The organism is Streptomyces sp. WG5, from assembly GCF_049974565.1.
Lineage (GTDB): Bacteria > Actinomycetota > Actinomycetes > Streptomycetales > Streptomycetaceae > Streptomyces.
In genome coordinates, this window is the sequence record NZ_JBNGGC010000016.1 from 145,143 (window position 1) to 159,125 (window position 13,983).

General features: G+C 73.3%; 11 protein-coding genes. 7 read left to right on the forward strand and 4 right to left on the reverse strand.

The genetic code is table 11. The features are described 5' to 3' along the window. The first annotated feature begins 20 nt into the window (after nucleotides 1-20). The 3 genes from ACP4IX_RS19110 (at nucleotide 21) to ACP4IX_RS19120 (ending at nucleotide 3,601) form a co-directional block, all read left to right on the forward strand. Nucleotides 21-560, forward strand: a complete 540-nt coding sequence (locus ACP4IX_RS19110) for a DUF309 domain-containing protein (protein WP_426521716.1) — start codon at nucleotides 21-23, stop codon at nucleotides 558-560. Between the two features lie 105 nt (nucleotides 561-665). Then, the gene (gene cobF / locus ACP4IX_RS19115) at nucleotides 666-1,439 is read left to right on the forward strand and encodes a precorrin-6A synthase (deacetylating) (protein WP_426521717.1); all 774 of its coding nucleotides are present in this window, start codon (nucleotides 666-668) and stop codon (nucleotides 1,437-1,439) included. 89 nt (nucleotides 1,440-1,528) lie between these two features. Continuing rightward, complete coding sequence (locus tag ACP4IX_RS19120; RefSeq protein ID WP_426521718.1) at nucleotides 1,529-3,601, forward strand: MDR family MFS transporter; 2,073 nt, start codon at nucleotides 1,529-1,531, stop codon at nucleotides 3,599-3,601. Between the two features lie 76 nt (nucleotides 3,602-3,677). Here ACP4IX_RS19120 and ACP4IX_RS19125 read toward each other — a convergent pair whose 3' ends face one another. The 4 genes from ACP4IX_RS19125 to ACP4IX_RS19140 form a co-directional block, all read right to left on the reverse strand. Continuing rightward, nucleotides 3,678-4,472, reverse strand: coding sequence for a cobalt-precorrin-6A reductase (locus tag ACP4IX_RS19125; RefSeq protein ID WP_426521719.1), 795 nt, complete (start codon nucleotides 4,470-4,472; stop codon nucleotides 3,678-3,680). A gap of 20 nt (nucleotides 4,473-4,492) precedes the next feature. Beyond that, complete coding sequence (locus ACP4IX_RS19130) at nucleotides 4,493-5,278, reverse strand: sulfite exporter TauE/SafE family protein (RefSeq protein WP_426521720.1); 786 nt, start codon at nucleotides 5,276-5,278, stop codon at nucleotides 4,493-4,495. Nucleotides 5,279-5,341: 63 nt separating this feature from the next. Further along, complete coding sequence (locus ACP4IX_RS19135; RefSeq protein ID WP_426521721.1) at nucleotides 5,342-6,853, reverse strand: long-chain-fatty-acid--CoA ligase; 1,512 nt, start codon at nucleotides 6,851-6,853, stop codon at nucleotides 5,342-5,344. Nucleotides 6,854-6,938: 85 nt separating this feature from the next. Next, entirely contained in the window at nucleotides 6,939-8,126 is a 1,188-nt protein-coding gene (locus tag ACP4IX_RS19140; RefSeq protein WP_426556198.1) for a thiolase family protein, read from the reverse strand. Between the two features lie 139 nt (nucleotides 8,127-8,265). Here ACP4IX_RS19140 and ACP4IX_RS19145 point away from each other — a divergent pair, with 139 nt between their 5' ends. From ACP4IX_RS19145 to ACP4IX_RS19160, 4 genes are all read left to right on the forward strand, one after another. Next, nucleotides 8,266-9,075 carry an alpha/beta hydrolase gene (locus ACP4IX_RS19145; RefSeq protein ID WP_426521723.1) on the forward strand — a complete coding sequence of 270 codons (810 nt, stop codon included), beginning with the start codon at nucleotides 8,266-8,268 and terminating at the stop codon, nucleotides 9,073-9,075. A gap of 370 nt (nucleotides 9,076-9,445) precedes the next feature. After that, complete coding sequence (locus ACP4IX_RS19150; protein ID WP_426521724.1) at nucleotides 9,446-9,784, forward strand: DUF3140 domain-containing protein; 339 nt, start codon at nucleotides 9,446-9,448, stop codon at nucleotides 9,782-9,784. Then, a complete protein-coding gene (locus ACP4IX_RS19155; protein WP_426521725.1) occupies nucleotides 9,781-10,431 on the forward strand; it encodes an endonuclease in 651 nt (216 codons plus the stop codon). Before ACP4IX_RS19150 ends, ACP4IX_RS19155 begins: the two co-directional genes overlap by 4 nt. A gap of 428 nt (nucleotides 10,432-10,859) precedes the next feature. Next, entirely contained in the window at nucleotides 10,860-13,856 is a 2,997-nt protein-coding gene (locus ACP4IX_RS19160; RefSeq protein ID WP_426556199.1) for a S53 family peptidase, read from the forward strand. The last annotated feature ends 127 nt before the right edge of the window (nucleotides 13,857-13,983 follow it).

Genomic DNA, 13,983 nt, shown 5'->3' on the forward strand with positions numbered 1-13,983 from the left:
GGTCGAGGGACAATCGGCCCATGGACAGCCCTGCCGACAGCCCCCGACACAGCGCAGACCCGCTCCGCCCGGTGGACGCGCGCGACCGCGACGGCGAGGGGCGCGCTCGCAACGCCCGGCCGCGGGACGGGCTCGGACGCCCCCTGCCGTACGGCGCGGACGGCGTCCCCCGCCAGCCGGAAGGCGTCGTGCGGACCCCCGGGGAGACGGTCGCCGAGGCCCAGCGGCTGCTGGACGCGGGGCGGCCGTTCCACGCGCACGAGGTCTTCGAGGACGCCTGGAAGTCGGGCCCCGAGGAGGAACGGGAGCTGTGGCGGGGGATGGCCCAGCTGGCCGTGGGGCTCACGCACGCGGCCCGCGGCAACGTCACCGGCGGGGCGAGGCTGCTGCGGCGCGGGGCCGGGGCGGTGACGGAGTGGGCGGCTTCGGCGTCCGGGCGGGGCCGCCCCCACGGGATGGACCTGGGGCGGCTCGCCGGGTGGGCCCGGGAGCTGGCGCGGGACGTGGAGGGCGGCGCGCCCGTGGACGCGGGAGTGCGGGCGCCTCGGCTGCGGGGTTGAGATCCGCCGACCGCGGGATCGGGGGAGCCCGGCCGCGGAGAGCCCGGCCAGGGCTGAGGAGAGCCCGGCCGGGGCGCTGTCGGTGGCGTACGGCAGACTCGTGGGGTGCGGAAGATTCATGTGATCGGTATCGGCGCGGGCGACCCCGACCAGCTGACCCTGCAGGCGGTCCGGGCGCTGCGGAGCACGGACGTGTTCTTCGTCCTGGACAAGGGCGAGGTGAAGGCCGACCTGGTGCGGCTGCGCCTCGACATGCTGGAGACGCACATACCGGAGGGGACGTACCGGATCGTCGAGGCGCGCGACCCCGAGCGGGACCGGAGCGCGGGCGGCACGGCGTACTCCCCCGCCGTCGAGGACTGGCGCAGCGCCCGTGCCGGCATCTACGAGCGGCTGATCGCCGAGGAACTCGGCGAGGACCAGAGCGGCGCGTTCCTGGTGTGGGGCGACCCCGCGCTGTACGACAGCACGCTGGGCATCCTGGAGGAGATCACGGAGCGCGGCGCGGTGGCGTTCGAGTACGACGTCGTGCCGGGTGTCAGCAGCGTCTCCTCGCTCGTCGCCCGGCACCGCACCGGGCTGAACCGGGTGGCGCGCCCGGTGCAGATCACCACCGGGCGACGGCTCTCGGAGGGCTTCCCGGAGGGCGTGGACGATGTCGTGGTGATGCTCGACGCCCATCAGGCCTTCCGGCAGTACGCGGATCAGGACATCGACATCTACTGGGGCGCCTACCTGGGCACCCCGGACGAGATCCTCGCCTCCGGTCCGATCGCCGAGGCCGCGCCCCGCATCGAGCGTCTGCGCGCACAGGCGCGGGAGCGCAAGGGCTGGATCATGGACACGTATCTGCTGCGGCGCAACCCCGGCGACGGCTGACGGGGCGGGCTGCCCAGCCGGTCCGGCGGCTGCACACGGGCGGACCGCCCCCGCATGCGTGGCCCGTGCACCGGTGTGATCGTGACCGTGTGACAGTCGCCGAGGAAACGCCACGGACCGCCGCCGCCCAGCCGCCCGTGCTGGACAGGCGCCGCCGCAACGTCGTCTTCGTCACGATCATGCTGGGCATGCTGCTGGCGGCCCTGGACCAGACCATCGTCGGCACCGCGCTGCCGACGATCGTGTCGGACCTGGGCGGCGGCGAGCACATGTCGTGGGTGGTGACCTCCTACCTGCTCGCGGAGACCGTGGCGACGGTGCTGGTCGGCAAGTTCGGCGACATGTTCGGCCGCAAGGTCGTCTTCCAGGTCTCGGCGATCGTGTTCATCACGGGCTCCTTTCTGTGCGGGCTGGCCACGACCATGCCGCTGCTGATCATCTGGCGGGCGATGCAGGGCATCGGCGCGGGCGGGCTGATGGTCACCTCGATGGCACTGATCGCGGACGTCATCCCCCTGCGGGAGCGCGGCAAGTACCAGGGCGCCATCGGCGCGGTGTTCGGGGTGGCGACCGTCATCGGGCCGTTGCTGGGCGGGCTGTTCACCGACCACCTGTCCTGGCGCTGGGCGTTCTACGTCAACGTGCCCATCGCGATCGTCGTCGTCATCGCCGCCGCCCGCACCATCCCGGTGGTGAAGTCGGCCGCCCGGCCCGTCGTCGACTATCTGGGCATCGCCCTGGTCGCGGTCGGCGCGAGCGCGCTGATCCTGGCGACGAGCTGGGGCGGCAACGAGTACGCGTGGGGCTCGGCGGTGATCATCGGCCTGTTCGCCGGAGGGCTGATCGCGCTCGGGCTGTTCTGCTGGGTGGAGACCCGGGCGGACGAACCGATGCTGCCGATGCGGCTGTTCCGCGACCCGGTGTTCACGGTCTGCTCGGTCCTCAGCTTCATCGTCGGCTTCGCGATGCTCGGCGCGCTGACGTATCTGCCGACCTACCTGCAGTACGTCGACGGCGACTCGGCCACCGTCTCGGGCGTCCGGACACTGCCGATGGTGGCCGGACTGCTGATCGCGTCGGTCTTCAGCGGCAGCGTGGTCAGCAGAACGGGGCGGTACCGGCTGTTCCCGATCGTGGGCACCCTGGTGATGGGCGTCGGCCTGTATCTGATGTCGCTCATGGACCCGTCCACGGGTGCCTGGCTGGAGTCGCTGTACATGTTCGTGCTCGGCACGGGCATCGGCCTGTCCATGCAGGTGCTGACCATCGCCGTGCAGAACACCGTCGACTACGCCGACCTCGGCACCGCGACCTCCGGCGTCACCTTCTTCCGCACGCTGGGCAGCGCCTTCGGCACCGCGGTCTTCGGCACGATCTACGCCAACGCGCTCGGCCCCAACCTGCGGGACGGCGTCATGGCCGCCGCGGAGACCGGTGCCGCCGACCCGGACGTGATCGGCGGGGCGGCGACCAGCCCGGAGGGCGTGCACCGGCTGCCGCCGGACGCGTCGGCGCCGGTCATCGGCGCGTACGCGGACACCATCCAGACCGTGTTCCTGTGGACGGTGCCGGTCGCGGCGCTCGGCTTCCTCGTAGCCCTGTTCCTCAAGCAGGTTCAGCTGCGGGACAGCGCCCGCATGGGCTCCACCGACATGGGCGAGGGCTTCGCCTCACCGCACGACGCCAGCAGCAGGCGGGCACTGGAGGCCGCCGTCGGCAGGATCATCGGCAGTACGGAGCTGGACACCGCCCGCCGGATCATCGCGGACAGCGACACCCGGCTCGACATCGCCGGCGCCTGGGCCGTCATGCAGGTCGAGCTGTTCACCCGGCTGGTCGGGCACGCCGGCCTCGGCATGATCGCGGCCCGCCGCCGGATGCCGCCGGAGGTCCTGCTGCCGGTCTTCGACCGCATGGTCGAGGAGGGCTTCCTGACCCGTCACGGCTCCCTGCTCTCCCACACCGACGCGGGCGCCCGCGAGGCGCTGGTCATCGGACGGGCGTGGACCGCCTGGCTGGAGGACCGGGTGGAACAGGACGTCGGCCGCCCCTCGGACGCGGAAGTGCGCGCCGCGCTCGACTCCATCGCGAAGCGCCTGCTGGTCGAGGACCTGGGCAACGGCCTGCCGGGCCGCGTGCGGCAGCCGGTCACGGTCCGCTGAGACCGGGCCGGCCGCCCGCCCGCGGCGCTCGTGCGCACTGTGGCCCGGACCGGTCGCCCTCCGCCGTCCCGAGCGGTCACGGTCCGCCGAGGCCCAGACGCTCCAGTACCGCCGGCACGTCGGGCACCACCCGCACGCCCTCCGGCAGCGGAGGCCTGCGCACCATCACCACCGGCAGCGCCAGATCCCGGGCAGCCGTGAGCTTGGCCGCGGTGGCCGCTCCCCCGCTGTCCTTGGTCACCAGGACGTCGATGCGGTGATCGCGCAGGAGGGCCGTCTCGTCGGCCACCGCGAACGGGCCGCGGGCCAGGACGACACGGGTGTCGGGCGGGAGGGGCGGCTCGGGGGGCTCCACCGAGCGGACGACGAAGTGGAGGCCGGTCAGGTGCGCGAAGGCGGCCAGGCCCAGGCGGCCGGTGGTCAGGAACACGCGGCGGCCGAGGCTCGGGAGCCGGTCGGCCGCCTCGGCGAGGGAGTCGACCGGATGCCAGTGGTCACCGGGACCGGCCTGCCAGCCGGGGCGGCGCAGGATCACCGCGGGGATGCCGGTGGCCGCCGCGGCGCGGACCGCGTTCGCCGTGATCGTCCCGGCGAAGGGGTGGGTCGCGTCGACGAGGGCGTCCACGTGCTGCGCGCGCAGCCAGGCGGCCAGTCCTTCCGGTCCGCCGAAGCCGCCGGTCCGTACCGCACCGGCGAGGGGGCCGGGCCGGGTCACGCGTCCCGCGAGGGAGGTGGTGACGCGGACACCGGGACACGCGGTCAGGCCGGCGGCCAGCCGACGGGCCTCGGTGGTGCCGCCGAGGACCAGCACGTGCGGGGAGGGGCGGGACGGGGACGGCAGCGGGCTGGACGACGGGACCGGGCAGGGCATGCGTCGAGACTACGGGCCCGTCAGTGCACCAGGAGCTGGAGGCCCCCCACCACCGTCGCCGCGATCACCAACCGCTCGAACAGGCGCTGGTTGATCCGGTTCACAGCCCATGTGCCGATGAACGCACCGGGCACCACGAACACCACGAGTGCGGCGTCCAGGACCAGCGAGTGGCCGTCGATCAGGCCGAGGCCGGCGCTGAAGGGGAGCTTGGAGACGTTGACGATCAGGAAGAAGAAGGCCGACGTACCCAGGAATCCCAGCTTCCGGAAGCCCGCGGAGAGCAGGTACATCGACATCACCGGACCGCCCGCGTTGGCGACCATCGTGGTGAAACCGCCGAGGACGCCGTACGAGCGGGCCTTCACGCGACCGGCCCGCGAGGTCGTCCCGTCCGGCTGTTCGGCCGGCTGCCCGGCCGCGTCGGCCTGCCGTCGGCGCCACACCGTCACCGCGGCCATGAGCAGCAGGATCACACCGATCGAGGTCCGTACGAGCGCGTCGTTCGCCCACACCAGGAACACGGTGCCCACGGCCACGCCGGCCCCCACGGCCGGGAACAGCCGCCACAGCGTGGGCCAGTGCGCGTGGCGCCGGTACGTGAGGACGGCCAGGACGTCACCCGCGATCAGGACCGGCAGCAGGATGCCGGTGGAGGCACGGGCGGGCAGGATCGCCGCGAAGATCGCCAGGCTGACCGTGTTGGCCCCGCTCACGGCGGTCTTGGAGAAGCCGACGAGGAAGGCGGCGAAGGCGAGGGCGGCGAACTCCCAGCCGGTGAGGTGCCAGTGCGTCATGATGTCCATTGCGGGCACTGATGCTATGCGCACCCGACCGACGCCGTAAGCGCCGTCTCGCCACGTGGCCCCTCAGTCGACCGCGTACCGCACCCGCAGCTCCCGCTTCAGCACCTTCATGCTCGGGCCCAGCGGCAGCGCGTCCGCGAACTCCACGCGGCGCGGGTACTTGTACCTGCCGAGGTACTGCTTGGACCACTCGGTGACCTCGGCGGCGTCCGGCGTCGCGCCGGGGGCGGGGACGACGACGGCGCACACCTCCTCACCGTGCAGCTCGTCCGGGAGGCCGATGACGGCGACCTGCGCGACGCCGGGGTGGCGCATCAGCACCTCCTCGACCTCGCGCGGATACACGTTGTAACCGCCGCGGATGATGATGTCCTTCTTCCGGTCGACGATCCTGAGGAACCCCTCGTCGTCCTTGGTGCCGAGGTCGCCGGTGCGGAACCAGCCGTCGACGAGCGCCTCGGCGGTGGCCTCGGGCCGGCCCAGGTAGCCGGAGAAGACGTTGTGGCCGCGCACGACGACCTCGCCCAGCTCACCGGGCGGCAGCAGCTCGATGCCGTCCTCGGCCTCCGCGCGGGCGATCTCGACGTCCACGCCCCACAGGGGGTGGCCGATCGTGCCGGGTTTGGCGCCGAACACCGGCTGGTTCACGGCCGCCGCCGGGGAGGTCTCCGACAGCCCGTACCCCTCGTAGACCGCGGCCCCGAAGGCCTCCTCGAACCGCTCCAGCACGGCGACCGGCAGCGAGGCGCCGCCGGAGACGCACACCCGCAGGCCGGGCAGGGCGTCGGCCCCGGCCGCCGCGGCGGCGAGTGCGACGAACATGGTCGGCACCCCGTGGAAGGTGTTGACCCCCTCCTTCACCATCAGTTCGATCGCGCGCGCCGCGTCGAAGCGCGGCAGCAGGACGAGGGTGGCGCCCGCCCGCCAGGTGGAGTTCAGGGAGACGGTCTGGCCGAAGGCGTGGAACAGCGGGAGCGCGCCGAGCGCGACGTCGTCGGGCCGGATGTCGTTGGCGTCGAAGGCGTTGACGGTCGCGTTCATCACCAGGTTGAAGTGGCTGAGCACGGCTCCCTTGGGGACGCCCGTGGTGCCGCTGGTGTAGAAGACGACGGCCGGGTCGTCGGCGTCGCGGGTGACGTACGAGAGCAGCGGCTCGGCGTCGGCCGCGAGCTTGTCGAGCTCGTCGCCGAGGGTGATCACCCGTACGCCCGCCTCCCGCGCGGCGGCCGCCCCGGTCTCCGCCTGCGCCGGGTGGCACAGCAGCAGCGTGGCGCCGCTGTCGCGCAGGACGTGCTCGACCTCGGCCGGTGACAGCAGCAGGTGAACCGGTACGACGACGCCACCGGTCGCGGCGATCGCGTAGTAGGCCACGGGGAAGTCGGCGGTGTTCGGCGCCATCAGCGCGACCCGGTCCCCCGGCCGGACGCCCAGGCCGGTGAGGGCGCCGGCCCGGGCCCGGGCCCGCTGCCACACCTCGGCGAAGGTGAGCCGCAGGTCGCCCTCGACCAGTGCCTCCTTGTCGGGACGGCGCCGGGCGTTCTCGGCGAGGATGGCGGCGACGGAGAGGGTTGCCATGGGGTGTTGCTCCGTTTCCTTGCTGCGGCTCTGCAGAGGGTGGGTGGTTCGCGGCGGGCCGGTTCCCCGTGCCGTTCGACAGTCCCTAGTGCCGTTCGACGAGGACCGCGCTGCCCTGCCCCACGCCGACGCACATCGTGGCGAGCCCGCGGGCCGCTCCCGTGCGGCGCATGCGGTGGAGCAGGGTGGTCAGGATGCGGGCGCCGGAGCAGCCGAGCGGGTGGCCGAGCGCGATGGCACCTCCGCTGGGGTTGACCAGGTCCGGGTCGATGCCCAGCTGGTGCACGCAGGCGAGGGCCTGGGCGGCGAACGCCTCGTTGAACTCGGCCTCCGCGACGTCGTCGACGCTCCAGCCGGCCCGGGCGAGGACCTTGCGGGTGGCGGGGACGGGGCCGATGCCCATGACGTCCGGGTGGACGCCCGCCGAGCCGCCGACGACGTAGCGTCCGAGGGACTCCAGGCCCAGGTCGTCGAGGGCCTCCTCGCTGACCAGGAGGAGGCCGGCGGCGCCGTCGTTCATCGGGGAGGCGTTGCCCGCGGTGACCGTGCCGCCGGGGCGGAAGACGGGCTTCAGGCGGCCCAGCTTCTCCAGGGACGTGTCCTCGCGGACGCACTCGTCGGTGTCGACGACCACGCCGTCGGGACGCTCGACGGGGAGCAGCTCCGCGTCGAAGTGTCCGCGTGTACGGGCTTCGGCGGCCAGCCGGTGGCTGCGCAGGGCGAACGCGTCCTGGCGTTCGCGCGGCACGCCGTACCGTCCGGCGACCTCCTCGGCGGTCTCGCCCATGGCCAGCAGTCCGTGCAGGTCCTTCATCGCCGGGTTGACCAGGCGCCAGCCGAGTCTGGTGTCGGCGGTCTCGATGCGGTGCGGCAGGGCCTCGTCGGGGCGGGGCAGCACGAAGGGCGCGCGGCTCATCGACTCCGAGCCGCCCGCGAGCACGATGTCGGCCTCGCCGGCGGCGATGGCGCGGGCCGCGGTGGTCACGGCCTCCAGGCCGGAGGCGCACAGCCGGTTCACCGTGGCGCCGGGCACGGACGCGGGCAGGCCGGCGAGCAGGGCGGCCATGCGCGCGACGTTGCGGTTGTCCTCGCCCGCCTGGTTGGCGGCGCCCCAGTAGACGTCGTCGACGCGTGCGGGGTCGAGTGCGGGCACGTCGGCGACCAGGCCCCGGATCACGACGGCGGCGAGGTCGTCGGGCCGCACGGTGGACAGGGCGCCGCGGAGCTTGCCGATCGGGGTGCGGCGGGCGGCCGCGAAGTGGACGGGACGCACGGGGGACTCCTGACCGTCACTCGGTCGCCGGGCGGCGAGCGAACACTTAATTAGCACTGCTAGTTTCGGACTATAGACCTCCGGGCGGCTCCCTGGGAAGATCCCCCCGGTGACCTTCACCGACGCAGCTGGAGGAGAGATGACCGAGCCCCGCGCACACGTCCTGACCGGAACCCGGGGACGGCTCACCACCCGCGAGTGGCCCGCCGAGCGGCCCGCCTACGTGGCGCTGCTGGTACACGGCTACGGCGAGCACATCGGCCGCTACGAAGAGGTGGCCGGCGTCCTGACGGAGCACGGTGCGGCCGTGTACGGCGCGGACCACACCGGGCACGGGCGGTCGGACGGCGAACGGGTGCTGATCGAGGACTTCGAGGACGTGGTCACCGACGTGCACACCGTGGCCGAGCGGGCCCGCGCGGCCCACCCGGGCCTCCCCGCGGTCATGGTCGGGCACTCCATGGGCGGCCTGATCGCCGCCCGCTACGCCCAGCGCCACCCCGGCGCGCTGACCGCGCTGGTGCTGTCCGGACCGGTCATCGGCGACTGGGAGCTGCCGCGCCGGCTCCTCGCCCTGGACGAGATCCCCGACACCCCCATCAGCCCGGCCTCGCTCTCCCGGGACCCGGCGGTCGGGGCGGCGTACGCCGCGGACCCCCTGGTGTGGCACGGCCCCATGAAACGGCCGACGGCGGAGGCGTTCGTACGGACCCTGGACACCGTGGCCAAGGGCGGCGACGTCGGCCGGCTCCCGCTGCTGTGGGCGCACGGCGACGACGACCGACTGGTGCCGCTGCCCGGCAGCCGCGTCGGCGTCGAGCGGCTCAGCGGCGGAGACCTGACCGAGCGGATCTATCCGGGAGCCCGGCACGAGATCTTCAACGAGACGAACCGCGCGCAGGTGTTCGCCGACGTCACGCGCTTCCTGGACGGCGTGCTCGCCCGCTGACCGGGCGGGGCGTTCACCCCGGCGCCCGGCCGGAGCGTTTGCCCCCGGTGCCCCGGGGGCACCCGCGGCCCCATGGAGTGGTTGCGCCGCGCCGCCCGTGTGGACGCGGAACCCGAACCGTTCCTCACGGCGGGCACGGCAGGACCGGCCCGGCGGGAGTCCGAGGCCACCGAGCGGTCCGCGCCCGTGTGCCCGGCGCGCGCCCGGGGCCGGGGGCCCGCCCCGGCACCGGGCGACCGGAGCAGACGTCGGACGTCCGGAAGGACGCGGGCGCGGACGAGCGCGTCGCTCCGCTCCGCACGACCGCGCGATACGCACAAACGCACATACGCACATACGCACATACGCACCACGAAAAGAGGGGCACCTCATGGCCGACGCCCTCGAACTCGACGCGCTGTGGGAGGACTTCCACCGCGTCGTGAACATGACCTCCGCGGAACTCTCGGACTGGCTCCGGGTACGCGACTCCGGCGAACTGACCGAGCCGGTACCGGACGACGCCGGCTCGCCGCTCGGTCAGCACGTCCTCGCGATCCTGCAGAAGCGGCGCACGGACCTGACGGAGGACGACCTCCGGGCGATGCGCAAGGTCGTGGACCTCGTGACGTCGCAGACCGACCTGGAGAACGAGCCCCAGGCCGAGGACACCCGGCTCCGGCACCGGCTGATGACGGTCGGCCACGACCCGCTGAAACCGCAGCCGTGAGCCGTGACCAGCGGAGCGTCGTACGGGAACTCGTCGGCGCCCACGGGCAGACGTACGCCGAGGAGGCGGGCATCCGGCTGAAGGACACCCCGCAGCCGCTGTACCGGCTGCTGGTCCTCGCCCATCTGCTGAGCGCCCGCATCCGCGGCTCGGTCGCCGTGGCCTCCGCCCGCGCCCTGAGCGAGGCGGGGCTGCGCGACCCGCGCCGCATGGCCGACGCCGACTGGCAGGAGCGGGTGGACGCGCTGGGCCGGGGCGGCTACCGGCGCTACGACGAGCGCACGGCCACCCAACTCGGCGAGGCCGCCGAACTGCTGACCGAGCGATGGGGCGGTGACCTGCGGCGACTCCGCAGGGAGGCGGACGGCGAGGTGCCCGAAGTGCGCCGTCTGCTCCAGGAGTTCCCCGGAGTGGGCCCGACGGGCGCGGACATCTTCCTGCGCGAGGTCCAGGGCGTCTGGCCGGAGGCCGCCCCCTATCTGGACCGCAAGGCCCTCCAAGGCGCGGAACGCCTCGGCCTGCCCGCGGACCCGGACCGGCTCGTCTCCCTGGCCGAGACGACGGAGCCCGCCGTCCTCGCGGCCGCGCTGGTGCGCGCGGCGGTGGACAAGGAGGTCGGCCGGGACACCCTCGACCGCGCCGGCTGAACACACCCGCCGCAGGGCCCGCCCGACTGCCGCGACGCACCCCCGGGCGCCGGCACCCGTCGGCGGAAACAGCGCCGCACCCCCGGGCACCTGCACGAGCACGCTCCACATGACCGGCACCGCCTCCGCCCCGACGGCACGGCAGCTTTGATCACAAACAGCCCAACTTGTCATGGTCACGATACGATCACGCCAGTCCCCCGTCTTGGCGGGCCGATCTTGAGCCTGATAGAGATTCGGGTCTGGCCGTCGTCCACCGTGTGGGAGCGGTGACATCGCCGGGGGGCATTTTTCGAGGTCCGGTCATGCCGGACCTTTTCGCACGCGACTCTTCACACTTCCACCCGTGTACGCACCGGCGCGCCCTTCCGCGGTTTCACCTGCCTCTCGCACACGGGCGGCGGGGAACCGACGAAGAGGGAGTGTGCATGGGCAGAACCGCCCGCGAGAAGGCGTTCAGATGGGGGACGGCGACCGCGGCCGCCCTGGCCATGGCCGTCACCATGGCACCGATGTCGTACGCCGGCGTGGCGGACGAGCCGCCCCCGCAGCGGGTCGGCGGCGCTCCGAAGATCCCGCAGGGAGCGGTGCGCGCGGCGGACCCGGCGGCCGGGCAGGCGCTCGATCTCAGCGTGGTCCTGGAGCCGCGCGACCCGGCGGCGCTGAACCGGTTCCTCGCCGAGGTCTCCGACCCTGGGTCCCCGAATTACCGCAAGTACCTCGGCACGGGCGAGTTCGCGGGCCGCTTCGGCGCGTCGCCGCAGACTGTCGCGCAGGTCCGCGCGGAGCTCGCGGCCCGGGGGCTCGAGGTCGGCACGCTGGAGCCCGACGGGCTCACAATGCCCGTGCACGCGACGGTCGGCAAGGCCGCCGAGGCCTTCGCGACCGACTTCGACGGCTACCGGCTCGAGGACGGCGGGACCGGGTTCACCAACACCCGCGCCCCGCGGTTCGCCGGCGAGATCGCCGATGACGTCCGGGCGGTGGTCGGCCTGAGCACGCTCGCGCGCTACGTACCGCGCAACTCCGGCACCAAGGGCCCGGCCCGGCTGCAGACGGCCCCGGACGGCGCTCGTCAGCCCCGGCTGACCGGCACCACCGGCACGATGTGCGCCGACATCAAGAACCTGTACGGGACCGCCTCGGACGGCTACCCGGCCGCGTACGACAAGCAGGACTACTGGAGCGCCCGGTCGCTGGCGGCCGCGTACAACATGGCGGACCAGCCCAACGTACAGACGGGCACCACCGTCGCCGTCTACTCGCTGGAGAACTACGACCTGCGCGACATCAGCAGTTACCAGGCCTGCCACGGCACCAAGGCCTCGGTCAGCTCCGTGCGGGTCAACGGCGGTCCCTCCGAGCCGTCCGGCATCGACACCGGTGTCGGCATGGAGACCGCGCTGGACGTGCAGACCGTCATCGGTCTCGCTCCGCAGGCCAAGGTCCTCGTCTACCAGGGCGAGAACACCTGGGACGACGCCACGGCCGTGCTGCGCCGGATCGTCACCGACAACCGCGCCAAGGTCGTCTCGATCAGCTGGGGCCTGTGCGAGGCGAACACGCCCGCCGAGGTAATGGACGCCGAGAACCTGCTCTACCAGCAGGCCGCCGCGCAGGGCCAGACCGTCGTCGCCGCCTCCGGCGACAGCGGCTCCACGGGCTGCTACAACCCGTACTACGACGCGCCCAACGCCGACCGGCTGGTCACCGACTGGCCGTCGAGCTCGCCGTACGTCCTCGGGGTCGGCGGCACCACCATGCGCGGCGCCGTCACCGGCCAGACCACCTGGAACGGCTCGGGCGGCGGCGTCTCCCAGCGCGCCAGGCTCGCCTCCGGCAGCTTCCAGAACCGCACCGGTACCGGCTACGCCAACGTCTGCGCCGCCGGCTCGGGCGAGACCTGCCGTCAGGTCCCCGACGTGTCCGCGGTCGGCGACCCGGCCACCGGCTACCCGGTCGCCTTCGGCCGCACCAGCACCGGCGGGCAGTACTGGCACATCATCGGCGGCACCAGCGGCGCCGCTCCGGTGTGGGCCGCGCTGATGGCGCAGGCCGACCAGGACCTCGCCTGCCAGGCCAACGGCACCGTCGGCCACGCACACCACGCGCTGTACCGGCTGCCGGCCACCGCGTTCCGGGACGTCACCACCGGCAACAACAACCTGACCGAGTCCGGCAACCGCAGCGGCCAGTACCTGGCCGGCACCGGCTACGACCTCGCCACCGGGCTCGGCACGCCCAACGGCCGCGAGATCGTCAAGGGTCTGTGCGCCGCCGTCCCGCGCTCCGCGGCCAGTACGTTCAACGCGCTGACCCCGACCCGCGTCCTGGACACCCGCTACGGCCTCGGCCGCGCCGGCACCTCCCCGGTCGCCGGGAACGGCACGGTCAAGCTGAAGGTGACCGGCGCCGGCGGCGTCCCGGCCACCGGTGTCACCGCGGTCGTCGTCAACGTCACCGCCGCCTCGCCCACCGCGACCGGCCACCTCATCGCCTACCCGAACGGCGCGACCCGCCCCCAGTCGTCGAACATGAACTGGCTCAAGGGCGAGATCATCCCGAACCTGGTGACCGTCCCCGTCGGCAAGGACGGCTCGGTCAGCCTGTTCAACGCCTCCAGCGGCACCGTCCACTTCGTCGCGGACGTCGCCGGCTACTACTCCACCGAAGCCGGCGGCGGCACCTACCTGCCCAAGAGCCCGTCCCGCGTCCTCGACACCCGTAACGCCATCGGCGTGTCCACCAGGACGCCCGTCGCGGGCAGGGGCACCGTCTCCCTGAAGGTCGCGGGCGCCGGCGGCGTGCCGGCCGCGGGGGCGACCGCCGTGGTCCTCAACATCACCGCCACCGCACCCGCCTCCACCGGCCACCTGATCGCCTACCCGAACGGCGCGACCCGCACGGAGTCGTCGAACATCAACTGGCTCAAGGGGCAGACCCGTCCGAACATGGTCGTGCTGCCCATCGGCACCGACGGCAAGGTCAACCTGTTCAACGCCGGTTACGGCACCGTCCACTTCGTCGCGGACGTCGCCGGCTACTTCACGGCCGACACGACGGGCTCGTCCTTCCACACCGCGGGCCCGAGCAGACTGCTCGACACCCGCTACGCCCTCGGCACCGCCCGCAACACCCCGGTGCCCGGCGGCGCCACGCTGGTGCTGAACGTCGACGACGGCCACACCCTGGCGAAGGCCAAGGCCGTGGTCCTCAACGTCACCGTCACCGCCCCGACGTCCAGCGGCTTCCTGACGGTCTGGCCCGACGGGACCGCGCTGCCCAACGCCTCCAGCGTCAACTGGGTCAAGGGGCAGACCGTGGCCAACCTGGTGACCGTGCCGGTCGTCAACGGAAAGATCGACTTCCGTCCGAACGCCGGCAGCGTGCACGTGATCGCCGACCTGTTCGGCTACTACATGTAGCGCCGCCCGCGCACAGCCCAGGGCAAGGGCCCTGTCCCCGCCACCCTTCCGGCGATGGGGACAGGGCCCTTCCCGTGACCGGGCCGGGCACCGCGACCGGTGGTCGCGCCGTCACCCGGTCGGCCCC